Annotated in this window: 23 protein-coding genes; 3 read left to right on the top strand and 20 right to left on the bottom strand. The window is 69.0% G+C overall.

Features of this window, described 5'->3' with window-relative positions; all coding sequences use genetic code 11:
• Positions 1-165: 165 nt before the first annotated feature.
• The 4 genes from map to R9X41_RS15245 form a co-directional block, all read right to left on the bottom strand.
• Complete coding sequence (map, locus tag R9X41_RS15260) at positions 166-921, bottom strand: type I methionyl aminopeptidase (protein WP_318631294.1); 756 nt, start codon at positions 919-921, stop codon at positions 166-168.
• A gap of 1 nt (position 922) precedes the next feature.
• Positions 923-1,177, bottom strand: coding sequence for a ParD-like family protein (locus R9X41_RS15255; protein WP_318631293.1), 255 nt, complete (start codon positions 1,175-1,177; stop codon positions 923-925).
• A 101-nt stretch (positions 1,178-1,278) separates the two neighbouring features.
• Complete coding sequence (locus tag R9X41_RS15250; protein ID WP_318631292.1) at positions 1,279-2,064, bottom strand: hypothetical protein; 786 nt, start codon at positions 2,062-2,064, stop codon at positions 1,279-1,281.
• An 89-nt stretch (positions 2,065-2,153) separates the two neighbouring features.
• Positions 2,154-3,545, bottom strand: coding sequence for a GntP family permease (locus R9X41_RS15245; protein WP_318631291.1), 1,392 nt, complete (start codon positions 3,543-3,545; stop codon positions 2,154-2,156).
• Between the two features lie 192 nt (positions 3,546-3,737).
• On the opposite strand from R9X41_RS15245, the gene R9X41_RS15240 reads away from it, so the two are divergent.
• On the top strand, positions 3,738-4,715 hold the full coding sequence (locus tag R9X41_RS15240) for a Bug family tripartite tricarboxylate transporter substrate binding protein (protein WP_318631290.1): 978 nt from the start codon (positions 3,738-3,740) through the stop codon (positions 4,713-4,715).
• Positions 4,716-4,742: 27 nt separating this feature from the next.
• Here the strand turns inward: R9X41_RS15240 and R9X41_RS15235 are convergent, their stop codons facing one another.
• Entirely contained in the window at positions 4,743-5,309 is a 567-nt protein-coding gene (locus R9X41_RS15235) for a YceB family lipoprotein (protein WP_318631289.1), read from the bottom strand.
• Positions 5,310-5,548: 239 nt separating this feature from the next.
• On the opposite strand from R9X41_RS15235, the gene R9X41_RS15230 reads away from it, so the two are divergent.
• Entirely contained in the window at positions 5,549-6,343 is a 795-nt protein-coding gene (locus tag R9X41_RS15230) for a response regulator transcription factor (RefSeq protein ID WP_318631288.1), read from the top strand.
• 40 nt (positions 6,344-6,383) lie between these two features.
• Positions 6,384-7,688: a sensor histidine kinase gene (locus R9X41_RS15225; protein ID WP_318631287.1), complete on the top strand. Its 1,305-nt coding sequence runs from the start codon at positions 6,384-6,386 to the stop codon at positions 7,686-7,688.
• Positions 7,689-7,712: 24 nt separating this feature from the next.
• Here the strand turns inward: R9X41_RS15225 and R9X41_RS15220 are convergent, their stop codons facing one another.
• The 15 genes from R9X41_RS15220 to R9X41_RS15150 all read right to left on the bottom strand — a co-directional run bounded on the left by R9X41_RS15220 (position 7,713) and on the right by R9X41_RS15150 (position 24,762).
• Entirely contained in the window at positions 7,713-9,185 is a 1,473-nt protein-coding gene (locus R9X41_RS15220) for a mannose-1-phosphate guanylyltransferase/mannose-6-phosphate isomerase (protein ID WP_318631286.1), read from the bottom strand.
• A 52-nt stretch (positions 9,186-9,237) separates the two neighbouring features.
• Complete coding sequence (locus R9X41_RS15215; RefSeq protein ID WP_318631285.1) at positions 9,238-10,461, bottom strand: glycosyltransferase WbuB; 1,224 nt, start codon at positions 10,459-10,461, stop codon at positions 9,238-9,240.
• A 51-nt stretch (positions 10,462-10,512) separates the two neighbouring features.
• Positions 10,513-11,757: a lipopolysaccharide biosynthesis protein gene (locus R9X41_RS15210; protein WP_318631284.1), complete on the bottom strand. Its 1,245-nt coding sequence runs from the start codon at positions 11,755-11,757 to the stop codon at positions 10,513-10,515.
• The gene (locus R9X41_RS15205; RefSeq protein ID WP_318631283.1) at positions 11,754-12,650 is read right to left on the bottom strand and encodes a hypothetical protein; all 897 of its coding nucleotides are present in this window, start codon (positions 12,648-12,650) and stop codon (positions 11,754-11,756) included. The genes R9X41_RS15210 and R9X41_RS15205 overlap by 4 nt, the downstream gene beginning before the upstream one ends.
• Complete coding sequence (locus R9X41_RS15200) at positions 12,647-13,627, bottom strand: hypothetical protein (RefSeq protein ID WP_318631282.1); 981 nt, start codon at positions 13,625-13,627, stop codon at positions 12,647-12,649. Before R9X41_RS15200 ends, R9X41_RS15205 begins: the two co-directional genes overlap by 4 nt.
• Positions 13,628-13,632: 5 nt before the next feature.
• Entirely contained in the window at positions 13,633-14,682 is a 1,050-nt protein-coding gene (locus tag R9X41_RS15195; protein ID WP_318631281.1) for a glycosyltransferase, read from the bottom strand.
• 3 nt (positions 14,683-14,685) lie between these two features.
• Positions 14,686-15,981: a hypothetical protein gene (locus R9X41_RS15190; protein ID WP_318631280.1), complete on the bottom strand. Its 1,296-nt coding sequence runs from the start codon at positions 15,979-15,981 to the stop codon at positions 14,686-14,688.
• A 28-nt stretch (positions 15,982-16,009) separates the two neighbouring features.
• Entirely contained in the window at positions 16,010-17,137 is a 1,128-nt protein-coding gene (gene gmd, locus R9X41_RS15185; RefSeq protein ID WP_318631279.1) for a GDP-mannose 4,6-dehydratase, read from the bottom strand.
• Positions 17,130-18,107, bottom strand: a complete 978-nt coding sequence (locus R9X41_RS15180; protein ID WP_318631278.1) for a GDP-L-fucose synthase family protein — start codon at positions 18,105-18,107, stop codon at positions 17,130-17,132. The genes gmd and R9X41_RS15180 overlap by 8 nt, the downstream gene beginning before the upstream one ends.
• Before the next feature lie 65 nt (positions 18,108-18,172).
• Complete coding sequence (locus tag R9X41_RS15175; RefSeq protein WP_318631277.1) at positions 18,173-18,847, bottom strand: sugar transferase; 675 nt, start codon at positions 18,845-18,847, stop codon at positions 18,173-18,175.
• Positions 18,844-21,069, bottom strand: coding sequence for a polysaccharide biosynthesis tyrosine autokinase (locus R9X41_RS15170; RefSeq protein ID WP_318631276.1), 2,226 nt, complete (start codon positions 21,067-21,069; stop codon positions 18,844-18,846). Before R9X41_RS15170 ends, R9X41_RS15175 begins: the two co-directional genes overlap by 4 nt.
• Before the next feature lie 51 nt (positions 21,070-21,120).
• Positions 21,121-22,269 (bottom strand): polysaccharide biosynthesis/export family protein, encoded by a 1,149-nt coding sequence (locus R9X41_RS15165; protein WP_318631275.1) that lies wholly within the window; start codon positions 22,267-22,269, stop codon positions 21,121-21,123.
• A gap of 51 nt (positions 22,270-22,320) precedes the next feature.
• Positions 22,321-23,280, bottom strand: coding sequence for an alpha/beta hydrolase family protein (locus tag R9X41_RS15160; protein WP_318631274.1), 960 nt, complete (start codon positions 23,278-23,280; stop codon positions 22,321-22,323).
• The gene (locus R9X41_RS15155; RefSeq protein WP_318631273.1) at positions 23,273-24,085 is read right to left on the bottom strand and encodes a serine aminopeptidase domain-containing protein; all 813 of its coding nucleotides are present in this window, start codon (positions 24,083-24,085) and stop codon (positions 23,273-23,275) included. Before R9X41_RS15155 ends, R9X41_RS15160 begins: the two co-directional genes overlap by 8 nt.
• On the bottom strand, positions 24,082-24,762 hold the full coding sequence (locus R9X41_RS15150; protein WP_318631272.1) for a 4'-phosphopantetheinyl transferase family protein: 681 nt from the start codon (positions 24,760-24,762) through the stop codon (positions 24,082-24,084). Before R9X41_RS15150 ends, R9X41_RS15155 begins: the two co-directional genes overlap by 4 nt.

Below are 24,762 nucleotides of genomic sequence, written 5' to 3'. Positions count from 1 at the left end.
GCCAGGCGGGGCGAGGCTTTCGGCGCTTTTCCCCGTGGTTTTCTACAGACCTGTCCACATCCGCGCTGGACAACTTCAGGCGGTCTCGCTCCGCCGCTCTCGGGAGCATTCGCGGCCGGCAACCGAGCCCACCGGCCGGCGCTCAGGCAGCCGGATTTCCGCCACTCACGTGAGTACTTCGGAGCCTTCCGGCGTCACCGCCACCATGTGCTCCCATTGCGCCGACAGCGAGCGGTCCTTGGTGACGACGGTCCAGCCGTCGGCGAGCTCGCGGGTTTCGCGCCGGCCGGCGTTGAGCATGGGCTCGATGGTGAACACCATGCCGGCCTCCAGCACCAGGCCTTCGCCGGGGCGGCCGAAGTGCAGCACCTGCGGTTCGTCGTGGTAGATGCGGCCGATGCCGTGGCCGCAGTATTCGCGCACCACGCTGAAATGCTCGCGCTGCGCCACGGTCTGGATCGCGTGGCCCACGTCGCCGAGCGTGGCGCCCGGGCGCACCGCGCGGATGCCGGCGAGCAAGGCTTCGTAGGTGGTGTCGACCAGGCGCCGCGCCAGCGGGCTCGGCGTGCCGACGCAGTACATGCGGCTGGTGTCGCCGAACCAGCCTTCGTGTTGCACCGCGACGTCGATGTTGACGATGTCGCCCTTCTTCAAGATCTTGTCGGGCGACGGAATGCCGTGGCAGACCACCTGGTTGACCGAGGTGAGGATGGTTTTGGGATAGCCGTGGTAGCCGAGGTTGGCCGGCAGCACGCGCTGCACGTTCACGATGTGGTCGTGGCAGATGCGGTCGAGCGCCTCGGTACTGACGCCCGGCACCACGTGCGGCGTGACGATGTCCAGCACCTCGGCCGCTAGTGCGGCGGCGCGGCGGGCCATGGCCAGGTCGTCGGTTGATCGGATCGGGACGCGGTGGGCCATGTCAGTGCTTGCCCGCCGGGGTGCGGGCGACTGGCGCGGGCGATGCGGTCATCGCGGCGGCGAGGTCCAGTCCGCCCGCCTGTTCGGCCTTGACCAGCAGGCGCGCGATCTCGCGGTGGTCCAGGTCGGGGTGCAGCTCGGCCAGCATGCCGATGCGCATCCAGTGCTCGGCCTGCGCGTTGATGGAGCGGCTGAGCGCGCTGCCGGCGACCCGCAGGTTCTCGTGCATCAGGTCGGAGATCTTGACGATGCCCATGGTGAAAAATCCTATATGAAACGTATGCGAATCATATAGTCGAAAGGCCATGCCGGCGCCGCGTTGGCGGATGCCGTCGCGTGCCGTGGGGTCTTGACGGCTCAGGGCTTGGCGGGCTCCGGCGCGGGGGCGATGCAAACCGGCTTGGGCTTGGGTTTCGGAATCGGCGGCGGCGGCTTGACGATGACCGTCGGGCGCTCAGGCGCGCAGCTCAGGTTGAACTGCATCGAGTTGATGGCCGAAGCCGGCGCAGCGCCAGGCGGTGACTTCTGCCCTTGGCTACCCGGGCGCAGCAGCGCGGCCAGGATCTGCCTGGCCGCGTCCTCGGTGATGCGGATGCCGGCGTCGGCGAACTTCCTGGTCAGGTCGCCGGTGGTGGTGACGGCTGCCGTTCCGCCGTCGAACAGCTTGCCGATCAGGGAAGTGATGACCTCGGGCGGTATGGAAGGCAGGCCGCCCCGTTCGGCGCGTTGGCCGGATGGGTCCCCTGCGCGGGGCACGTCGACCACCAGGAACGGTGGTGGTGGTGGTGGCGGCGCGTTGGCCTGGACGTCCGGCTGCGGCGTTGGCGGCGGGGGCGGTTGAGGTGTCGGCGGGCCGGTGCGCCAGCCCTTCCATTCGCCGAAGTAGGGTGGGACCGCCAGCAGCGCGATCACCACGACGCCCATCCAGCCGAAAGGCGTGAGGGCGCGGAGTCGACGCTCGGAATGTCGTCGATGCTGTTCGAGTGCATCCAGGTGCCTTTGCTGGTCGAGCCGCCGCTGACGCTCCTGGAGTTCCTGCTCACGCTTTCGTTCCCGCTTGGCCTCCCACTCGCGCTCCGCAGCGGCCCGGCGGGCATTTTCCTCTGACGACTCGGGCGGTGTCGGTCCCTCGGATTCGCTCATCGCAAGCTCCTCTACTGAAGCACCGGGCGCCTGGCCGGCCCGCGATTAAACCGGGTTCCGGCCCCGATCGACAAGCCCGCGCGACGGCATCAGCCGACCAGCGGCGGCAGCAGGTTCAGCAACAGCACCATCACCAGGCCCACCACCGCGACGATGGACTGCACCACCGAGATCGTCTTGGTGGCCTCGCCCATGCTCATGCCGAAGCTTTCCTTCACCAGCCAGAAGCCGGCGTGGTTGGCGTAGTTGAAGAACAGCGATCCGCAGCCGATGGACAGCGCCAGCAGCGGCTGGTTGATGCCCGCGCCCGAAGCGGCCAGCGGTGCCAGCAGGCCGGCCGCGCCCACGATGCCGACGGTGGCCGAGCCGGTGGACACCGACAGCAGCATCGAAATGAGCCAGCCCAGCACCAGCGGCGACAGCGCCAGCTGGTGGCTCATGTGCACGATGGCGTCGCCCACGTGCGCGTCGGTCAGCACCTGCTGGAAGGCACCGCCGCCGGCGATGATCAGCAGCACGTTGGCGACCGGCTTGACGCTCTGGCTCAGCGCCTTGCGCACTTCCTCGGGTGCACCCGGGCGCAGCACCAGCACCGCGAACACCACGCCGAGCAGCATCGCGACGATGGGATTGCCCACGAAGCCGGCGACGTGCAGCAGCGGCGATTCCTTGGCGAGCAGCACTTCGGCGAGCGCGTGCAGCAGCATCAGCAGCGCCGGCAGCAGGGCGGTGAGCAGGCCCAGGCCGATGCCGGGCGGGGTTCTGCGCGGCTTGTCGGCCGCATCGTCGGCGCCCGGCGCGTATTGGGCGACGAGGGCGTCGTCGGGGCGTACCTTCATGCGCGGCGCCATGAAGTTGCCGTAGATCGGTCCGGCCAGCGCGATCGCCGGAATCGCCGCGATAAAGCCGTAGATCATGGTCGCGCCGACGCTGGTCTTGAGCGTGGCGATGGCGGTGAGCGGCCCGGGGTGCGGCGGCACCATGCCGTGCATGGCGGCCAGCGCGGCGATCACCGGCACACCCACGTAGACATAGGCCGAGCCCTTGCCTGGCTCCTCAGCCTCGAGCTTGCGGGCCACGCCGAAGATCAGCGGCAGCAGCACCACCAGCCCGACCTCGAAGAACATGGGAATGCCGATGACAAAGGCGACGCCCGTCATCGCCCAGGGCAGCGCCTTGCGCGACGCGCGGCTGACGATGGCGTCGGCCACGCTGTCGGTGACGCCGGCGTCGGCCAGGATCTTGCCGAGCATCGCGCCCAGCGCCACCACCAGGCCAACGGCGCCCAGCGTCTTGCCGGCGCCGCCGGAGATGGCCTTGACCAGCTGGTCCAGCGGCATGCCGGTGACCAGCCCGACGGCGGCCGATACCAGCAGCAGCGCCAGCAATGGATGGAGTTTGGGCCGCGACACGATGAGCGCGACCAGGCCCAGCACGCTGAGAAGCGCGATGACCAACAGCTGGATATCCCCTGAATTCATGTTGTGTAGTGGGAGTGTTGCGGGAGAGGGCGGCCGCCCGGCGCCGGGCCGGTCGGCCGGGCGCCATGGTAGGGGAACTCGCCGATGCGGGTCGGCGCCGCCCGGGCATGCCACCTGACCGGAGCCTGACGCGAATGGCCTGGCTCTTGCTTGGAGACGGGTGACCCGTCACCCACCTGCAAGGATTGCCCGATGCCCATCACGACCCGCCGACAAGCCCTCGCCGCCGGCGCCGCCGCCCTCGTATCGCCCGCCTGGCTGCAGGCCCAGGAAGCCGCCTATCCGTCCCGTTCGCTGCGCATGGTGGTGCCGTTTCCGCCGGCCGGCGCGGCCGACTTTCTGGGCCGCACGGTCGGTGAGCGGCTGCAGGCATCGCTCGGCCAGCAGGTGCTGATCGACAACCGGGCCGGCGCCGGCGGCAACATCGGCACCCAGGCGGCCGCGCAAGGCGACCGCGAGGGCTACACCCTGCTGCTGACCGGCGTGCCCTTCGCGGTGAACCGTTTCCTGTTTCGCACGCTGCCCTTCGATCCGGACCGCGACTTCGAACCGGTCGCGCTGATCGCCACCGTGCCCAACCTGATGATCGTGCCCATCGATTCGCCGGCCAACACGGTCGAGGAGTTCGTCGCCTACGCCCGCAAGCGGCCGGGCCAGGTGAACTTCGCCTCCATCGGCAACGGTACGTCGCTGCACCTGGCCGGCGCGCAGTTCAATACGGCGGCCAAACTCGACATGGTGCATGTGCCGTACAAGGAAACCGGCACCGCCAACGCCGACCTGATGGCCGGCCGGGTCGACGTGATGTTCCAGACCATCTCGGCGGCCGCCGGCCTGGTGCGCGGCGGCAAGGTGAAGGCGCTGGCCGTGACCAGCGACGTGCGGGTGGGCGCCTTCTCCAGCGTGCCGACCCTGCGCGAGGCGGGCGTGGACCTGGTGTCGGTCGGCTGGTTCGGCCTGCTGCTGCCGGCCCACGTGCCCGAGGCGCGCAAGGCGCTGCTCGAGCGCCAGGCGCTGGCGGCGATCCGCGAGCCGGCGGTGTCGGCCCGCATCGCCGACAGCGGCTGCATTCCGCGGCCTATGGGCGGCAAGGAGTTCGCCGCCTTCATCGACGGCGAGACGCGCCGGCTCGGCGAAGTGGTGCGCAACGCGGGCATCGTCGCGAGTTGAGCGCGGCGGGGCGGCGCGGCCGTCGCCTCAGTCGACCTTCACCTTGATGCCGTCTTCCACGACGGTGATCTCGCCGGGAACGAACACCCGGCTGCCCATGGTGAGGTCCTGCTCGGTGAAGGTGTGGATCGCATAGTCGCGCAGCGCCTCCTGCGCCACCAGTTGGCCGATGGCCTGCAGCTGCTGTGCGTCCGCCGCGGACAGGCCCTTGAATTCGATGCGGTCGGCGGATGGGTCGGTCAGCCGGATCGCACGCGTGGCGGCGTCGTAGCGCAGCTTGCTGCTGATCGTGAGCATGCCCGGCAGGGGGCGGGTCGTGAACACGTTGCGCACGTCGAGGTCGACCGAGATGGCCGCCCGGCCGGCTGCCGAGTCCAGCACGAGGCGCGGCCGGCTCACGCGCACTTCGAACAATTGGGCATAGCGCAGGGCCAGCGGAAAGCGGGTGTCGATGCGGGCCTGCGCCTCCGCCCGGGTGACGGTGTATTCGCCGGTCCAGAGGTTGTAACCGGCTCGGGCGGCAGTGGCCGGGAGCATCACGGAAATGGGTAAGCCCAGGCGCCAGAGCAGGGCGCGACGGTGAAGGGTTGTCATGGTGGCATTGTCCCCGCGAGTGGCCGTGGTTAGCGCCCGAGCGGTAGGCAGGGCATGAAAACGTGTGCGAAGCACTCACTTTTCCGCTGGATTGCGTCCTATCGACGGCTCATCGGCAATAGATTTCTTTGTGATCGAAACATAAGTAACAAATAGTATTTTTTCTTTTCTTGTCGTTCCAAAATTCCGGTCGACGGGTAACTTGCGTTTCGTAACAACAAGCACCTGGGAGTCAATTCATGTTTCCGGTTCACGAAAACAAGACCGATTCGTCCGCCCCCGCGTCGTTCTACGACGACTCCCTGGCGGACATCATTTCCCCGTCGACCCGTGCTTCGGACATGCCGACCTGGCCCGAGCTTTTCCGTGGCCAGCGGGAGCGCCCGATCAACGTGCTGGTGGTCGACGACGACCCGCACATCCGCAACGTCATCGTGCAGGACCTGCTGACCGATCTGCGCATCCAGGTGGTCGGCCAGGCGGCCAATTTTCGCGAGGCCCGCAAGATCATCCCGCAGGTGGCCTTCGACGTGCTGCTGGTCGACCTGAACCTGGGCGATGGCTCGGGCTTCGAGCTGATCACCCAGGCCCTGGCCATCCGCCCGGGCATCGAGGTGGTGGTGGTGTCGGGCATCGACGACGACCGGCGGGTGCTGCAGGCCTTCAGCATGGGCGCGACCGGCTTTCTCATCAAGAACTCATGGTTCGGCAACTTCTCGCGTGCGGTGCTGGAAGTGGTCAACGGCGGCGCGCCGATCACGCCGCAGCTGGCGCGTCGTCTGCTGGGGCAGCTCGATTTCTCGCACGCCCGCTCCCACACCAGCGACAGCACGCACGAACACAGCGTGCTGTCGACCCGCGAGAAGGACGTGCTGCGCCACATCTCGTCGGGCTTCACCAGCGCCGAGGTGGGCGAGCGGCTGCACATCAGCGTGCAGACGGTCAACTGCCACGTGAAGAACATCTACCGCAAGCTGCAGGTGCATTCGCGCACCCAGGCCATCAACTACGCCAACCAGCATGGCCTGATCTAGGTCAGGGCATCGACCGACCCGACCGAAGAACACAGACGAAATGGAGCCGCCCGCGTTCGGTGGAATCGAGGTGGCATGGCTCGTCGCCGTGTCCGGCCTGCTGCTGCAATGGCGCACGCACAGCCGGCGTGGTTCGCAGCTGACGGTGGCCTACGCGGTGCTGACCGGTTCCTGGCTGCTCGACGGAGCGCTGTCGTACGGCTCGCTCAACGGCCTGATCGATGCCTCAAACATCGACTCCGAAATCGAATCCTTCCGGCTGACGGTGCGCATGTGCGGACTGCTGCTGTTCTGCCAGATGGGCGCGGCCTTCGGTGCACCGCGCATCCTGGGCATGGGCTGTGCCGCCGGCGTGGCCGCGCTGATCGGGCTGGCCGGCTGGAACTCCGGCTACAAGATGGCGATGAGCGGCTGGAGCTGGCAGGCCGGGCTGGTCGGTGCGCTGGCGATCTCGTTTTTCACCCACGCGGTCGCCTGGCATTTCTTCGAGGCCCGCTACCAGATCGCCCGGCGCCGGCTGGCCTGGAGCGGCATCGTCGCGGTCGGCATGATGCTGACGGTGCGCAGCATCGAGATCCACGGTGCCGCCGCCTCCTACGGCCAGGCCACGCTCGACATGTTGTTCGTGGTGGCGGTGGCGCTGCTGGCCCTGCGCCACATGCGCCTGGGCAGAACCGGCGGCAGGGCCGAGCTGCCGGCACGGCTCGCCAGCCTGGTCGACCGTGCCTTGCAGCAGCAGCGCCAGCGCATCGCCCAGGACCTGCACGACGGCCTGGGTTCGCACCTGCTGAGCGTGATGGCGCGCCAGCCGCGCGACACCCCTCAACAGCATGAACTGGTGTCGGCGCTGGAGAGCTGCCTGCTCGAGCTGCGCATCGCGGTGGACCGACTCTTCGCCACCGAGCAGTCGCTGATCGCCTCGCTGGCCATGGTGCGCTACCGCGTGCAGCCGGCGCTAGACCGCCAGGGCATCGCGATGGAATGGCGCCTGGACGAGCGCGACACGGCACACCGGCTCTGCCCCACGGCCACCCGCGAGCTGCTGCTGATCGTGCAGGAGTCGCTGTCGAACGTGCTGCGGCATTCCGGCGCGAGCCGGGTGCGGGTGACGCTCGACTACACCGCCGGCGGCGAATACATGGTGCTGGAGATCACCGACAACGGGCGCGGATTCCCGGTGGCCGAACACGCGCCCCAGGTGAGCGCCGACGGCTCGCCCGTCGAGCGCATCGGCGGGCGTGGCGTGCAGGGGCTGCACCACCGGGCCGAACGCCTCGGCGCCGATCTGGAGATGCGCAGCGTCATCGGCAAGGGCACCACCATCCGCCTGAGCATGCCCCTGTGAGGGGCTTGCCCGGGCGTGCGTGCTTCAGGCGGGCGTGGCCGAGGCGGTGACCGGCGCACGGCCGTAGATGTCGGCGAACCGCACGATGTCGTCTTCACCCAGGTAGGCACCGGACTGCACCTCGATCAGCTCCAGCGGAATCTTGCCGGGGTTCTCCAGCGAATGGATCACGCCGACCGGGATATAGGTCGACTGGTTCTCGGTGAGCATCACTTCCTTGTCGCCCACCGCCACCAGGGCAGTTCCCGAGACCACGATCCAGTGCTCGGCGCGGTGGTGGTGCATCTGCACCGACAGCTTCTGCCCGGGCTTCACGGTGATGCGCTTGACCTGGTAGCGCTCGGCCTGGTCGATCGAGTCGTACGAACCCCAGGGCCGGAACACCTCGCGGTGGAGGTTGGCCTCCGGGCGCTTCTGCGCCTTGAGCCGGTCTACCACCTTCTTCACGTCCTGCACCGCATGCTTGGCCGCGACCAGGATCGCGTCGGAGGTCTCCACGATCATCACGTCCTGCAGGCCGATGGCGGCCACCAGCCGGTGGTCGGAGCGCACGTAGCAGTCGCTGCTGCCGTGCAGCAGGACGTCGCCGCGCACCGCGTTGCCGTTGGCGTCCTTGGCCGCGACTTCCCACACGGCGCGCCAGGCGCCGACGTCGCTCCAGCCGGCCGACATCGGCACCACCTTCACCTTGTCGGACTTCTCCATGACCGCGTAGTCGATGGAGTCGTCAGGCGACGCCGAGAAGGCGGCCTTGTCCAGCCGCAGGAAATCGAGGTCCGCGCGGGCCTTTCCCACCGCCTCCCGCGCGGCGGCGGTCACCGTCGGGCTGAAGCGCTCCAGTTCGGCCAGCACCACCGAGGCGCGGAACAGGAACATGCCGCTGTTCCACAGGTGGCGCCCGCCGGCCAGGTAGGCCTGGGCGGTGGCGAGGTCGGGCTTCTCGACGAAGCCGGCCACGTCGCAGGCGCCGCCATCGGCCGCGAAGGCGTCGACCTCGATGTAGCCGTAGCCGGTTTCGGGCGCGGAGGGCACGATGCCGAAGGTGACCAGCGAGCCGGCCCGGGCGGCGGGCACCCCGGCCTGCACCGCCTGGCAAAAGGCGTCGACGTCTTCCACCACGTGGTCGGCGGCCAGCACCAGCAGCAGCGGGTCGGCGCCATGGGCCATGGCGGCGAAGGCGGCCGCGGCGATGGCCGGCGCCGTGTTGCGCGCAGCAGGCTCCAGCAGGATCGCCTGCGGCCGCACGCCGAGCGACTGCAGCTGCTCGCCGAGGATGAAGCGGTGGTTCTCGTTGCCCACGATCAGCGGTGCGTCCAGGCCGGTGAAGGCCTCCAGCCGCGCGAGCGTCAGCTGGAACAGCGTCTGCTCCTGCGTGATGCCCAGGAATTGCTTGGGATAGCCGGTGCGCGACAGCGGCCACAGCCGCGTGCCGGAGCCGCCGGACAGGATCACCGGAACGATGCGGTCGCCGGCCGTGCTCGGGGATGTCTTGCTCATGATTTGCAGCCTTTCAGCAGAAGGAAAGTCGAACGCGTTTTCTCAGGATGGATCAGTCGGCCAGGCAGCGCTGGAACTCGCCCTCGAGGCGGCTCAGGATGGTGTCGCGCTGCAGCTCGGTCTCGGCGTAACGACGGCCGGCTGCGCCGAGCGTGCGGCGCATGTCGGCCGAGTTGGCGAGCTGGAACACGGCGGTCGACAGCGCTTCGGCGTCGCCCGGCGGCACCACCACGCCCCGGCCTTTGACCACGTTGCTCAGCTCGGTGCCCGGATGCGCGGTAACAACCACCGCGCGGCCGCTGGCGAACATGCCGGTGAGCTTGGAGGGCATGACCAGGTCGGCGGCGTCGGAGCGCTGCGGCAGCACGTGGATGTCGGCCAGGCCGAGCAGCTCGTTGAGCCGGTCCTGCGGCTGCAGGTCCAGAAAATGAACATGGGGCAGGTCGGCGCATTCCTGTCTGAGCGCAGCGCGCGTGGGGCCGTTGCCGCAGAACACGAAGTGGATGTGCGGCGACTGGCCGAGCCTGCGCGCCATGTCGCCGAGGATCTCCAGCCCCTGCTTCTTGCCCATGCTGCCGGAATACATCACCACCACCGCGTCGTCGGCGATGCCGAGTTCCTGGCGGTAGCGGTTGGCACCCTGCAGCGGGTAGATGGAGCCGATGTCGACCCAGTTGGGGCAGAGCACCAGCCGGCCGGCGGCAGCGCCCTTCTTCAGCGCGAGGTCCACCATCTGCGCCGAGATCGTCGACACACGGCTGAAGCGGTTGAGCAGCCAGCGCTCGATGGAGTAGGCGACGCGCTTGGCGCGTGCGCTGGCCAGCAGGCCGAGCTCGAAGGCGGCGTCGACCTCGTAGTCCTGGATGTGCAGCCACGACTTGATGTTCATGGCCTTCGAATACGCCAGCACCCCGGGCGCGCAGAACAGCGGAGGCTCCACCACGAAGATCAGGTCGGGCCGCCAGCGCGTCTGGGCCAGCAGCACCGGCAGGCTGGAGATCATGAAAGAAGCCAGGTGCACCATGCGCGCGATGGCGCGCGGCTTGGCCGGCACCCAGGTGGGCGTTCGGTAGATGGTGATGCCGTTGGTCACCGTCTTGCGGTAGGCCCAGGGAGAGTGGCCGCTGAACACGCTCCAGTGCGGAAACGAGGGCGGCGCGGCGATGACGCGCACCTCGTGGCCCTGCTCGTGGAACCAGGTCGCCATCTCGCCGGAATACTTTCCGATGCCGGCGAGTTCCGGCGAGAAATTCATCGAATACAACAGGATCTTCATGGTTTTTGCCTCGGTAGGTTCCGACGTTCTCTTTGGGGAAAAAACTGATGCCTACCTTCGCCAGAGGCGCGTGCAGGGCAGAAAGCCCAGCACGCTCCTGGCGCGAAGTTCGTAGGAGACGAATTCGAAGATCGTGGCGATGAAGAAGACGTAGTGCGGCTTCTCCGGGAAGGCCCACAGCACCGCCGCGTACGACAGCAGTCTGGTGAACACTTCCACCAGCGTCCACGCGCCCAGCAGCCGCAGCCGGGTGTTGAGCTGCAGCAATATTTCGTGGTGGACGGTGTAGGTGCGCAGCAGGAAATACGGCAGCAGGCACAGCAGGATCGAGCGGGCCTCGTCGCCGAACTTCAGCAGCGGGCCGAAGACCTGCAGGAAGAGCGCCAGCCCGGCGAAAAGGGCCAGACCCAGCATCAGGCTCTTGCGTGCCAGCGGCAGCCGGCCGTGGGTTCCACCCTTGCGGGCCGCCAGCATCGCCGGCGTATGGGTGTAGAGATAGGCGATGACGAACTGCGACGGTGCCTCGGCCAGCAGGAAGGCCAGCTTGAATGCGCCGACGTAGGCCAGCGGCATGAAGAAGGCCACGATCAGCAGGTCGGCCTTGCGCAGCACGAAAGCCATCAGCGAATAGCCGGTGGCCGCCACCTGCGTGTGCATGCCGAGCGCGGCGGCCCCGGGCGGCGGCGGCGTGCCGCGCGTGTCGGTGAGCAGCAGCACGATGGTCACGGCCACGATGGACAGCAGGTTCACCTGCAGCAGGTAGGTCACGGTCAGCACTTCGTGGCGCAGGAGGCAGACCACGATGCCGGAGATCAGCATGGTGGCGCGCAGCCCCGCCTCGAGGTTGAGCAGGCCGGCCTCGCCCCGGCCGCGCCGCCAGGCCAGGCGCAGCGTGTTGAAGGCGAAGAAGACCAGCGACAGCAGGATGCAGGCGGTGCTCTGCGACAGCGGCTGCAGGCCCTGGGCGAAGAGCATGGCGCCGATCAGCAGGCCCGCGATCGGCACGCCGATGGACAGGGTGCGCCAGACATCGCCGCTGTAAACCGTGGGCGGCACCATGGTCGCGTGCTTGGCGAACACGATGGAGCTGCCCAGCGTGCCGACGATGAGCCCGAGCTCCAGGGCCGACTGGTAGATCGAATACTCGCCGAACTGCGCGGCCGGCACGTTCGCCGACAGCAGGAACACCGCGACGAAGCCCGACAGGTACACATACATGCGCGAGGCCAGCGCCCACGAGCCGGAACTGCGGATCACGAGCGACAGCGGGAAACGCTGCGACAGGCGGCTGCTCATCGCTGCGGCCTCAGCGTGATCGTCTTCAGGATGAAGAGGCGGTCGCGCACGTGGCGGGCCATCAGCAGCGCGTACGAGATCAGGATCACCCGCATCTGCCGCGCCATCAGGGCGTCTTTCATGATGATCTTGCCCTTGCCCTGAAAGTGCAGGGCGAGCGCCTTCACGGTGTCGCCGCGCACGGTGGTGAGGTAGGGCTGGCCGTTGATGTAGGTGAGCTTCTTGGCGCCGCCGCGCATCACGAACTCCGACTCGGCGTGGTTGTCGGAGATGTTGATGTTGTGGTCGACCACCCCGAAGCGGGTGATCTGGTTGCAGGGGCGCACGTGGCCCATGGCCTCGGCCCAGAGGTAGAGCAGGGTCATGTCGGAGATGCCGCCGCGCCGGCCTTCGCGCTGGAACTCGGCCTCGATGGCGCGCAGCTTCGCCAGGCCCTCGGCGCTGGTGTAGGTCTGCAGCACGTAGGCCAGGAAGCTCGCCAGGCTGTCGCGGCTCCACAGGCTGACGTGCGGCGAGATCTGGCGCGGGTTCCAGCCGCGTGCGATGACGGCCGAGCCGGCGAAGGCCGAGAGCGCGGCCAGGCGTTCGAAATAGGTGCCGACGCCGGGAAACAGCAGCACGTCGCTGTCGATGAGCACGAAGCGGTCGATCTCGGGGTGGGCGTCGAGATGGAGCTGCAATAGGAAGTAGCGCCGAAAGCAGATCAGCTCGAACGCCGGCGAGTTGCTCGACATGTGCACGTAGGCGGCCGACAGCGCGGCGTAGGCGGCACCCACCGTGGTGCTGGAGAGCACGGCCAGCGATTCGTCGGCCAGCTTGGCCGAGAGCTTGCAGGCGGTCAGGGTTTCGTTCTCGCGGTTTTCCACCACGATGAAGGGAATCTTGCTGCTCATTGCCGGGCTTCCTTGTGTGACGCTTCTGGGGTGCCGGTCGCCGACCGGACCAGGGCGACCTGTTCCGGGGCGATCTGCAGATCGCGGGGGAGGGGGATGTCGAGGGTGAAGAGGCCGTTGGCCGCACGGGCGTCGGCGATGCGCTGGCGGATCTCGGCGCTGCTCCAGCGCGCCGGGCCGGGCCGGCCCCAGGTCTGGGCCAGCGGGGTGGCTACATGGAAGCGCGGGGCCGCATCGGCGGCGCGCAGGCCGGCGGGCACGTCGAGCAGTTCGCCGGCGGCCAGGTTCTGGCAGGGCGCGCTGCGCGTCTGGAAGCGCTGGAGGCCTTCGCCGGAATTGAAGGCGAGCAGCCGGTCGCGGCCGCCGCGGTTGGCGGCAGCGCACAGGGTGCGCCAGTCCTCGCCGGACATGCCGCTGGTGTTGTAGACGCCGTCGAACCACCAGCCCTTGAGCAGCGGGCCGTAGTGGGCGGACCAGTAACCGATCACCTTGGACCAGTTGCGGATGAAGCCGGCGGAGGTGGCGCTCTGCTCGTCGACATCGCCGAGGCAGTCCATCAGGTAGCGGTCGGCCTGCGGCGCGCGAAACGGCAGGTAGAGCATCAGGCCGATGCCCCGGGCGGCGAGGGCGCGGCCGAGTTCCAGCGGCAGGTCCTGCCGGGGCTCGTTGACCATGGCCTTGGGGCAGAGCGCCACCATCGACGCGTTGGGCGCGATGTACTGGCCGTTGTTCTGGCCGAGCGTGACGATGAGGTAGCTCGCGCGCATCTCGGCCAGCGCGTTGGCCAGGCCCTCCACCTCGGGCTTGAGCCAGGGGCGCACCTCGCCGCGGCCGGGCAGGTAATGGATCATCACGCCGAAGGCCGGGTTGCGGGCCGGCTCGGCTGCGGCCGCCGGCCCCGCCAGCAGCCACGCCAGGCCCAGCACGCCGAGGATCCGGGCGAAGGTCGAAATGGTGGGGACGAGCGAAGCGTTCATGGCGATCAGGCCTTCAGCGTCAGGTAATGGGCGGCGACGGTCGCCGGCTTGCAGCGCGCGGCGTGCGCCCATTGCGGCCGCTGCCGGCGGTGCGACTGCAGGTACTGCTCGATGCGCGCCAGGTCGGGCCGCTCGGCGTCGACCAGGCAGCCGTATTCGGCGAACAGCTCCTCGTGCACCGGGATGTCCGACAGCAGCACCGGCACGCCCAGCGTGGCCGCCTCGGCCGCCGACAGGTTGAAGCCCTCGAAGGTGGACATGGAGACAAAGGCCACCGAGCGGCGGAACAGGTCGACCAGCACCCGCCGCTCGACCTTGCCGCGCAGCACGATCTGCGCGCGCAGCTCCGGGGCGTGCTGCCGGATGATCTGTTCGACCTTGGCCGCGCCGTCGCCGGTGACATGCAGCGTGTCGACCAGGCCGCGCTCGCGCATCGCACGGAACAGCCGCAGCACGCCGGCGAAGTTCTTGTGCGGGTAGTAGTGGTAGGCGGCGATCAGGAAGCGCTCGGGCTTCTCGTCGCTCGATGCCGGCGCGGCCACACCGGCATCGACCGGGTTGAGGATGACGGTGGAGCGGGCGCAGGGGCCGAAGAACTTGGCGAAGTCCTTCTGGCTGCTCTCGCTGATGAACACCACGTTGGAGGCGCTGCGGGCGATGCGCTTCAGGCACCAGTCGAGCCAACGCACCTTTCGCGGGCCGAAGTAGGCGGGGAAATACTTGTATTGCAGATCGTGGACGATGACGATCGAGTCGGCGTGCCGGCCGAAGGCCGCCTGCGGCAGGAAGTAGTTGGGGAACACGCACAGCACCTGCTCGCGCAGCAGTGCCGAGCGCAGCAGCTGGTAGTTGTAGAGCAGCGTGTCGAGGATGAAGCGGCTCAAGCGCAGCCGGTCGAACAATCGGTAGAGACGGGGGAACCGCTCGCTCACCGGCTCGACGCGGTGCTGGCCGCCCGAGGCGCGCATGTGGCTCAGCAGCATCGCCGAGACATTGAGCACGCCGCCGGTCGCGGGGTTCAGGCGGACGGTGTCGAAGAACAGGTAGGCGGCCATGGTCTAGGTGAGGTTGCGGACGTGGGGGCGTGCGGCGGGCATGGCGAGGCGGCCGATGAGCAGCGCGGCCAGGATCCCGGACGTGGCGAACGGACCCCAGCCCATGATGGGTCCGCGAAGAAAGGGGATATAGGCCGAGCACAGCACCAGCGCGCCGAGGATCACCACCGGCGTGGGCGAGCCCGCGTACAGGGCGCGCTCCACCCGCTGGAACACCTTGCCGATGGCCAGGCCCAGCAGCAGCGAGCCGGCCAGGCCGAAGTCGAGGAAGGCGGTGACGAAGGGCGGCAGCGACACGTTGGACTGCGAGAAGTTGGCGCCGACGGCCGACCAGAGCAGCGGGTCGAAATCCGGGAACAGCTTCAAGTCGCGCGGCAGCATGAACGACAGCGCCGACAGCAGGTAGCGGCCATAGCCCCAGTCCACGTCCGGCGCGCGCTCCAGCAGGCCGGCCACGATGAACATCGCGTCGAAGTCCGGCCCGGTGGGAAAGGCCGCGATGTCGACGCCGTAGAGCCCGTCGCGCGAGAAGAAGTTGAGCACCGGCCCGATGCCCGCGACCGCGCCGAAGATGAGCCCTGCCAGCAGCAGCTGGTGGCGCCAGCCGAGCAGGTAGATGACCAGCGGCAGCAGGCCGATCAACATGATCTGGCGGGCGGTGTTGACCGGGTTGCCGGCGGCAGCGGCAGCGGCAGCCAGCACCAGGGCGGCGCCGATCGCCTGCCAGGTGCGCTGGTGCAGCGCATTGATCGCCAGGGCCACGAAGCCGACCAGCACCACGGTCTTGGGCAGGGCCGAGAAGAACACCAGTTCGATCGGCCGGCTGTCCTCGTCGCCGACGACGCCCCGGGCGACGAAGTTGAGCGAAGGCTTCACGAACAGCAGGCCGAAGGCCACCAGCGTGGCCAGTGTGATCAGCGCGATGGCGGTGTTGTCCAGCGGCTGCGCGCGGACCGGCGCGGGTGCCTGCGTCGCCGGCTGCAGGGTGAGCAGCGCGGCCAGTTCCACGCCGACCAGGTAGGCCAGCAGGATGGTCAGCGCCTGCTGGTGAGAGGCGATGTCGAGCAGGCCGACGTTCCAGAAGGAGGTGTCGGTGACGATCTGCGCGGCAGGCGCCAGCGAGAAGTAGATGAGGATCGCGACGTAGTGGATCAGCAGGAAGATGTTCCCGCGCGACTGCGCCACGAGCAGGACCTGCGACAGCGCCACCAGGAAAACGATCTGATAGCCGCGTACCGGATCGACCAGCGCGGCGAGCATCGCGCTCGCCGCGCCGAACCAGAAGCAGAGTGCTCTCACGATGTTGTCCTGGTTGTCGGCTGCCGGCTCACGCCTGGATGCTTGCCGGCACTTCGTAGCCGTGAACCCGCAGCAGCGCGTTGCGCTTGGCCAGGTCCAGGTCGCAGCGCACCATTTCCTCGACCATCTGGTCGAGGGTGATCTCGGGCAGCCATCCGAGCTCGGTGGTGGCCTTGGTCGGGTCGCCGAGCAGCGATTCGACTTCGGCGGGGCGGAAGTAGCGCGGGTCGACCCGCACCACCACGTCGCCCGGGCACACCGCCGGCGCGTCGTCGCCGAATACCGATTCCACGACGGCGATCTCGTCGAGGCCGTCGCCTTCGAAGCTGATGACCATGCCCAGCTGGCGGGCGGTCTTCATGACGAACTCGCGGATGCTGTACTGGATGCCGGAAGCGATGACGTAGTCGACCGGCTGTTCGCGCTGCAGCATCATCCATTGCATGCGCACGTAGTCCTTGGCGTGGCCCCAGTCGCGCAGCGCGGACATGTTGCCCAGGTAGAGGCAGTTCTCCAGCCCCTGCGCCACGTTGGCCAGGCCGCGGGTGATCTTGCGGGTGACGAAGGTTTCGCCGCGGCGCGGGCTCTCGTGGTTGAACAGGATCCCGTTGCAGGCGTAGAAGCCGTAGGCCTCGCGGTAGTTCTTGGTGATCCAGTAGGCGTAGAGCTTGGCCACGCCATAGGGGCTGCGCGGATAGAAGGGCGTGGTCTCGCTCTGGCGCGGGCTCTGGATCAGGCCGTAGAGCTCGCTGGTGCTGGCCTGGTAGAAGCGGGTCTTGTCCTTCAGGCCGAGCAGGCGCATGGCCTCCAGGAGCCGCAGCGTGCCGATGGCGTCGACGTCGGCGGTGTATTCGGGGCTTTCGAAGCTCACCGCCACATGGCTCTGCGCGCCGAGGTTGTAGATCTCGTCGGGCTGCACTTCCTGCACGATGCGGGTGAGGTTGCTGCCGTCCGACAGGTCGCCGTAGTGCAGCGACAGGCCCGGCGTGGGCGACACGTCGTGCGGGTTCTTGTAGAGGTGGTCGATCCGCCCGGTGTTGAACTGCGAGGAGCGGCGCTTGATGCCGTGTACCTCGTAGCCCTTTTCGATGAGCAATTCGGCCAGGTAGGAGCCGTCCTGACCGGTGATGCCCGTGATGAGTGCGCGTTTAGCCATAGTGAGCCTGCCTGTTGCGTGGAACTGCGTTGAGGAAATCGGCGTAGGTGCGGTAGACGCCCTCCACCAGCGGAACCCGGTGCTTCCAGCCCATGCGGTCGAGGCGGGAAACATCGAGCAATTTGCGCGGCGTGCCGTCGGGCCTGCTCGCATCGAAACGGATCTCGCCCGTGTAGCCCACGACCGTGCAGATCAGGGCCGCCAGGTCTTCGATCGACACCTCCTGGCCGGTGCCGATGTTGATGTGGCTGTTGGTGGGCTCGACGTTGGCGTCGTAGCTGCGCTTGTCCATGTTCATGACATGCAGGCAGCCGTCGGCCAGGTCTTCCACGTACAGGAATTCGCGCCGGGCCTTGCCGCTGCCCCACACCTGCACCTCGGGCCAGCCGAGGGTCTTGGCATCGTGGAAGCGCTGCAGCAGGGCCGGCAGCACATGGCTGTTTTCCGGGTGGTAGTTGTCGCCCGGGCCGTAGAGGTTGGTCGGCATGACCGAGCGGAAGTCGATGCCGTGCGAATGGCCGTACTGGCGGTTGTAGGTCTCGCAGAGCTTGATGCCGGCGATCTTGGCGATGGCGTAGGGCTCGTTGGTGGACTCGAGCGTGCCGCTGAGCAGCGCTTCCTCGCGCATCGGCTGCGCGGCCATGCGTGGGTAGATGCAGCTCGAGCCGAGGTAGAGCAGGCGCCGGATGCCGGCGACGAAGGAGCCGTGGATCAGGTTGGAGGCGATCGCCAGGTTGTCGTAGAGGAACTCGGCCGGGTACTGGCTGTTGGCGTGGATGCCGCCAACCTTGCCGGCGGCCACGTAGACCTCGTCGATGTGCTGCTGCGACAGGAAACGGCGCACCGCCGTCTGGTCGGTCAGGTCGAGCTGGGCCCGGGTGCGTGTCAGCACCTCGTGGCCCTGATCCTGCAGGCGTTGGGTGATCGCCTTGCCCACCATGCCCTGGTGGCCTGCGACGAAGATGTTCATTTTTCGGACCTCGTGGATAGAGTTGGTTGATCGGGAAAAGCGCGCGGCGGGCATCGGCGCGCTGGCTAGCTGGAACCGTCGCCGGTGACGATCACCCGCACGGTCCTCACCAGAATCCGCAGGTCGTTGCCCAGGGTGAGCGTTTCGACGTAGGCGGCGTCCATCGCGGCGCGGCGCCGGTAGCTCACGTGGTTGCGGCCGCTCACCTGCCACAGGCCGGTGATGCCCGGCTGCACCGCGCAGTAGTGGCGCCAGTAGTGGCCGTAGAGGTCCTTCTGGCCGAACATGCAGGGCCGCGGGCCGACCAGGCTCATGTCGCCGCGCAGCACGTTCCAGATCTGCGGCAGCTCGTCGAGGCTGTACTTGCGGATGAAGGCGCCGAAGCGGGTGATGCGCGGATCGTTCTGCAGCTTCTGGAAGATGCGCCACTCCTCGCGCGCGGCCGGGTCGGCAGCCAGGTGCTGGGCCAGCACGTGGTCGGAGTCGCGCACCATGGAGCGGAACTTGTAGAAGCGAAACACCATGCCGTCGCGGCCGCAGCGTGGCTGCGAGTAGAAGACCGGCGCGCCCGAGCTGATGCGCACGCCCACCCACAGGCCCAGGAAGACCCAGCTGAAGCCGACCAGGAAGAGGGCCGACAGCAGGATGTCGAGCGCGCGCTTGGACACGCGCGTGGACGCGGTCGGCCGTTGCGGCGCCTGGCGGTAACCGCCCAGCGGCGGCATGAGCGGGGCGTTCATGGCCGCGGCAGCGAGAGGGCCAGGGGCTTGCGGCCCAGGCGGTGGCTGGCGCGCGCGCGCCGGTCGTGGGCGGCCCGGTTGAGGACCACGCCGTTGAAGGCGCAGCCCACGTGCGACATGCGCTTGACGCATTCGTGGATGTCGTCGAGCGAGGTCTCGCGCGCCGAGGCCACCAGCAGCAGGGTCGAGGCGAATGGCGCGATGGCGGCGGCGGCCGACTGTTGCAGGATCGGCGGCGCGTCGATCACCACCGAGTCGTAGCGCTCGGAGAGCTGCGACAGCAGTCGGGTGAAGGCGTCGGAGGTGAGCAGTTCGCCGGGCTTGATGCCGACCCGCGCCGCGCTGAGTACGTCGAGGTTGGGCAGCACGCCGGTGTGCAGCGCGTGGCCGCTGGCGGGGCGGTCCTGCGCGGCATCGGTCAGGTCGGTCTGCGTCAGGTTGAGGTAGTTGCACACACCCTGGGCCTGCACGTCGGCGTCGATCAGCATCACCCGCTTGCCCGAGGAGGCCAGCACGGCGGCCAGGTTCACCGCGATGAAGGTCTTGCCGGCACCCGCGGTGGCGCTGGTGACCAGGATGCGGTTGTCGGGCGCGTCCTGCATGTCCACCCGCAGCGTGGCGCGCAGGCGGCGCAGGCCCTCGATGGCGGCGTCTTCGGGGCGGTCCATGGCCAGCACGTGCAGGCCGGGGCGGCCTCGGGCCATCTCGCGGCTCAATGCGCGCTGGCGGCGGCTGGCCGGCACGTTGCAGTAGACGTTCAGGCCGGCGCCGGCCTCGATGCCCTCGGCGTCGTTGACCCGGGCGCCGACGCGCTGGCGGGTGAGCGCGGCGAAGATGCCCAGGAACAGGCCCGCCACCAGCGAGAAGGCCAGCACGACCGGCCGGTTGGGCTTGGCCGCCTTCTCGGGCAGCACCGCCTCGTCGATCAGCCGCACGTTGCCGATGCGGCCTTCCTTGGCCAGGCGCATCTGCAGCGCGCTGTTGAGCAGGGCGGCGTACATGTCGGTGTTGGCCTTGATGTCGCGCTGCATGCGCAGGCTGGTCTGCTGCAGCATCGGCATGCGGCGGATGCGGCCTTCCACGCCGCCGAGTTCGCGGGTCAGGCCGGCGATCTGGGCGTCCAGCGTCGCCACGGTGGGGTGCTGGTCGGTGAAGCGGCCGACGAGTTCCAGGCGGCGCTGTTTGGCGTCGAACAGCTTGGCCTGCAGGTCCACCGCCTGGCCGAGCGCGTTGCGCGCCTCGTCGTCCAGGCTCACGGTGCCGTTCTGGTTGCGAAAGCGGTTGTAGTAGTCCTCGGACTCCTCGAGCTGCTGCTTGAAGCGTGGCAGTTCGGTGTCGAGAAAGGCCAGCGTCTTCTCGGCCACGGCGGTCTTGCGGTCGACGTTCTGGCGCACGTAGAGCCGGCCGATCTCGTTGAGCACGTCGGTCAGCGCGAAGCGGTCGGTGCTCTGCCAGCTCACGTCGAGCATGCCGGACTGCTTGCCCTTCTCGATCACCTTCAGGCCGGCGAGCAGGTCGATCAGCGTCTGCTGCTGCGAGTGCCGCATCACGCTGAAGGCCGCGCCCGGTGCCGCATGCAGGTCGCCCACCAGCAGGCTGATCGTGCTGCCGCCCCGGTCCACGTCCAGCGGCTCGCCGACCTTGCCGCGGATCGGCTCGGCCAGCTTGGGATGCGTGAGCACAAAGGCGCCGTCGCGCCCGGCCGTGAGGGTGAAGCGGCTGCCTTCGAGCGCGGCGGGCACGTCGAAGTGGGCGACGGTGATGCGCTCGTTGCCCGATACGTAGCCGCCGAAGCCGAACACGCCGGGCACCGACAGCGCGGTGGCGCGGGCGGCCAGCCAGCTGCCCACCAGCGGTACGTACTTCGGCTCGGCGTTGATGTAGAGCCGGGTGTTCTCGATCGCCTGCATCAGGATCATGCGGGACTTGAGGATTTCGGTCTCGCCGGTGGCGGGCGTCTTCACGCTCAGGGCGCTGGAGGACGCGGCGTCCAGGAAGGCGCCGGCCGGGCGTTCGTCGTCCTCGACCTGGATGGCGATGTTGGTCTCGTAGACCTGCGGCGCGGCGAGCGCCCAGACCAGGCCCGCGGCCAGGCACAGCCCGGTAACGAGGGCGACCAGGCGGCGTTCCTCGCGCACCACTTTCCAGGTGCTGGCGCGGTAGGCGGGCTGGCCCGGCGAAAGGGCGACGGGCGGGGCGGCGAGCAGCCGGTTGATCTTCATGGGGTCACCTGGGTGGGAGGGGCGATGAAGGGAAAGGGCGAAAGGGGCGAATCAGCGGCGTGCCGCGTCGTTGCCCAGGTTCACGACCTGGGCGGCGGGCAGGATCAGGCTGACCACGCGGTTCCACGACACCAGGGCGACCGAGTCCACGTAGACCACGTCGCGTGGCTGGAGCTCGAAGCCGTCGGCCAGGGCCAGCGCGGCGGGGTTCTTGGCATCGAGGTGGTAGACCTCGCGGCCGGCGCGCGGGTCGTTGCGGATCACGTAGACCTGGCGGGTGTCGGCGGTGGTGAGGTTGGGCCCGCCCGCATCGCCCAGCGCTTCGTTGAGGCTGAGCCGGCCCTGGCGGAAGGTGAGCGCGGTGGGCCGCAGGATCTCGCCCATGACGTAGACGCGGCGGTCGTCGCGGTTGTGCACATAGACCATGTCGCCGCTTTTCAGCGGAATGCTGCCGGGGTCCACGCCCATGGCCTGCAGCTGCGGCAGGCTGACGACGGTGGTCTGCCGGTCGCGGGTCAGGGCGATGTGCGAGCGGTCGCCGGCCGCGGTGATGCCGCCGGCCCGGGCGATGGCTTCGGCCAGCGTCATCGGCGCGTCGGTGAAGATCTGGATGCCCGGCTGGCGCACTTCGCCTTCCACGTAGGCGCGCTGGCTGCGGAAGGCCTGGATGCGCACGGTGACCTGCGGATCCTTGATGTAGGTGGCGATGCGGCGGGTGATGAGGTCGGAGGCCTCGATCTCGGTCAGCCCCTGCAGCCGGGTGCGGCCGATGTAGGGAAAGCTGATCTCGCCGCTGGCGCCGATGATGAAGCCCGGCACCACGTTCACGCCGGTCGGGTCGGTCTGCTGGGCGATCACCGCGCCGGCGTTGGGCAGCAGCTCGGGGTGGTCGTACACGATGATGCCGACCACGTCGCCCGGCCCGAGGGTGTAGGTGGGCGCGGTGCCGATCAGGCGCTGCACTTCCGGCGGCAGGTTCTGCGGCCGGGCGAGCTGCTGCTGGCGGATCAGTTGGGGGTCGATGGGGGTGACTGGCTGGGAGGCCGGTGGCCCGGACGGTGTCCCGATCGCCGGGGCCGAGTCGTCCATCGCGCCGAAACCGGGCACGGCGCAGGCCTGGAGCAAAGCCAGCAAGGGCGCCACTGCCAGCCAGAGGCGGTGACGACGGCGGCGCGGCGTGGAGTCGGGCGTATGTGTCATGGGGTGTGTCTCGTCGGGTGGTCGGTGCGGGGCAGGCTTCTCGTGGGGCGCTTACTGCAGGGGCACGCGCTCGTCGGCACCGGTCGTGGCGCTGTGCGGCACGGCGGTGCGGATCGGTTGCGGCGCGGCCGCCGTGGTGGCCGGCCGGGTGCGCACCGCCGGCGCCTGGCGGGCGACCTGGGTCACCCAGCCGCCGACCGATGCCAGGTAGAGCTGCTGGCCACGCGTGGTGCAGACGGTGTGGTCGAGATCGGGCGCGAATTCGTAGCGCACCTGGCGCACGAAGCGCTCGGCGCGCAGCCGGCCGAGGTGGTCGCGGTCGCGGTCGGCGGCGTCGAGCGATCCGGAGAACAGCATGTGCAGCGCGACTTCGCGGTCGGCCAGCCGGTTCATCGCATCGCGGAACCAGGCCAGCTCGGCCTGGCGCGACCGGCCTTCGGTGAAGAAGCCGGGCAAGGCCTGGCCGCCCTTGCCACGTTTGGCCAGGCGTGCCATCAGGCGCACCGCCTTGCCGGCGAACGCCGGGTGGAAGGGGGCGGTGCAGGCGCGCCGCAGGGTGCGGTGGAGCCGGGCGCGCAGGTCCGGGAAGCTGGGGCCGTCGAACATCGAGATGCCGACGACACGCGGGTCGGCCAGCGCGGTGGCGATGGCGTGCTCGGCGCCGGAGCACATGCCGACGATGACGAAGCGCTCGATGTCGAGCATGGTCTTGAGCAGGTCCATGGCCGCGCGCAGGTCGGCCACGGCGCGCTGGCGCAGGTCGTCGCCCGGATGGCCGACGCCGCTGTCGCCGACGCCGCCGAGGTCCATGCGCAGGCTGGTGATGCCTTCGCGTGCCAGTACATGGGCCAGCTTGACGTTGATGCGGCGCGGGCCCACGCGGTGGTTGGCGCCCATGTTGAGCATCAGCACGCCGACCGGCGCTGCGAGCTTGCGCGGCGGCAGGGTGACCATGCCCATCAGGGCGCGGTCGGGTCCGAACTGCACCGGGCTTTGCGTCATCTCAGTCATGGATGGCTCCTTGCAGGCGTTGCAGCGCTTCGGCCGGAACCATGGCGCTGTTGGGATACGGGTCCGAGGTCCAGACCAGCGGGTGTTCGAAGTAGCCGAAGCGCAGCGGCATGTTGCGCAGCTGCTGGGCGGCGGCCCAGCGTGCGGCGGGCTCGTCGGCGGGGTCGGCCAGCACGACGGTGTCGTGCAGCGCGGTCAGGGGCAGGGCGTCGATGTCGAGTGCCTGGAGCTGGCTGCCGAGCAGGGGCGAGATGGCGGTGCCGAGGGCCTCGGTCGGCACGGCGCCGGGCTCGCGGGCCAGCAGCTTGCGCCAGCCGCGGTCGGGAATGCAGAAGGTGGCGTCGAGTGCCTTCACGTGCTGTTCGCGCAGAAAGCGCAGGTAGCCGCGGCCTTCGACCACCGGCTCCCACAGCACCAGGCGTTCGGGGTCGCAGCGGCCGTGGCGGGCGGCCATCAGCGCCAGGGTGGCGCCGAGCCGGGCACCGAGCCAGACGATGCGCGCGGCCGGTGCCAGCCGGCGCAGCTCGGCGTGGGCCGCATACACATCGCGGCGCCAGCCGTCGAGGTCGCCTTCCTGCTCGTCGCCGGGCGAGTCGCCGGCGCCGTGGAAGTCGAAGCGCAGCGCCGACACGCCGGTGCGCGACAGCCGCTCGGCCAGCACCTTGAAGAAGCGGTGGGTGCGCAGGCCTTCCGCACCGAAGGGCGGGCAGATCAGCACGGCCACCGGCCGCTCACGCGGCGTTTCGGCGGCATGGAAGAAACCGAAGACCTGGCGCGAGGCCGGTCCGAACATCAAGGGGGTCATGCGAATTCCTCCTGAAAGCATTCGGCGAGCGAGGCGACCGTGCCCGCCGGGCCGGGCAGCGGCGTGAGGGCCAGGCGCACCGGGCCGTCGGGCGTGGGCAGCTCGACGGTGCAGGGCACCGGCTCCACGCCGACTTCGAAGCGGTCGAGCGGCAGGGTCAGGCCGTGGCCGACCGCCTTGAGGCAGGCTTCCTTGCGGGTCCAGCAGGTGAGAAACGCGCGGTCGCGGCGCGACGGGTGAACCCGGGCGAGCTCGCGGCGCTCGGCGGGCGTGAAGTACTCGGCGGCCAGGCCCAGCGCGTCGGCCAGGGGCCGCAGCTGTTCCACGTCGACCCCCAGCGGCACCGCGTCGCCGATGGCGATCAGCAATGCCGAGCGGCTGTGGCTCAGGTTGAACTCGATTCCCGGCACGTCGACCAGGTGCGGCTTGCCGCGCGGGCCGGTGGCGAAACGCAACGCCTCGGCCGCGATGCCGGTGCGTGCGGCCAGCAGGCGGCGCAGCACGCCATGCGCGGCACGGTAGCGGGCACCGTCGTGGCGGAACACGAAGCGGTCGGCGCGTTCGCGTTCTGCGGGCGACAGCGGCTCGGATGCGGACGCGAACGACCGGTGGTCGAGGTCGGCATGCCAGCAGGTGGCCGAGCCGGCGCGGATGGGATCGAGGGCGAGTTCCTTCAT

It is taken from the genome of Xylophilus sp. GOD-11R (assembly GCF_033546935.1).
Taxonomy (GTDB): Bacteria; Pseudomonadota; Gammaproteobacteria; order Burkholderiales; family Burkholderiaceae_C; genus Xylophilus.
The sequence above is the reverse complement of the archived record's forward strand: the minus strand, read 5'-3'. Positions and strand labels throughout refer to the sequence as shown.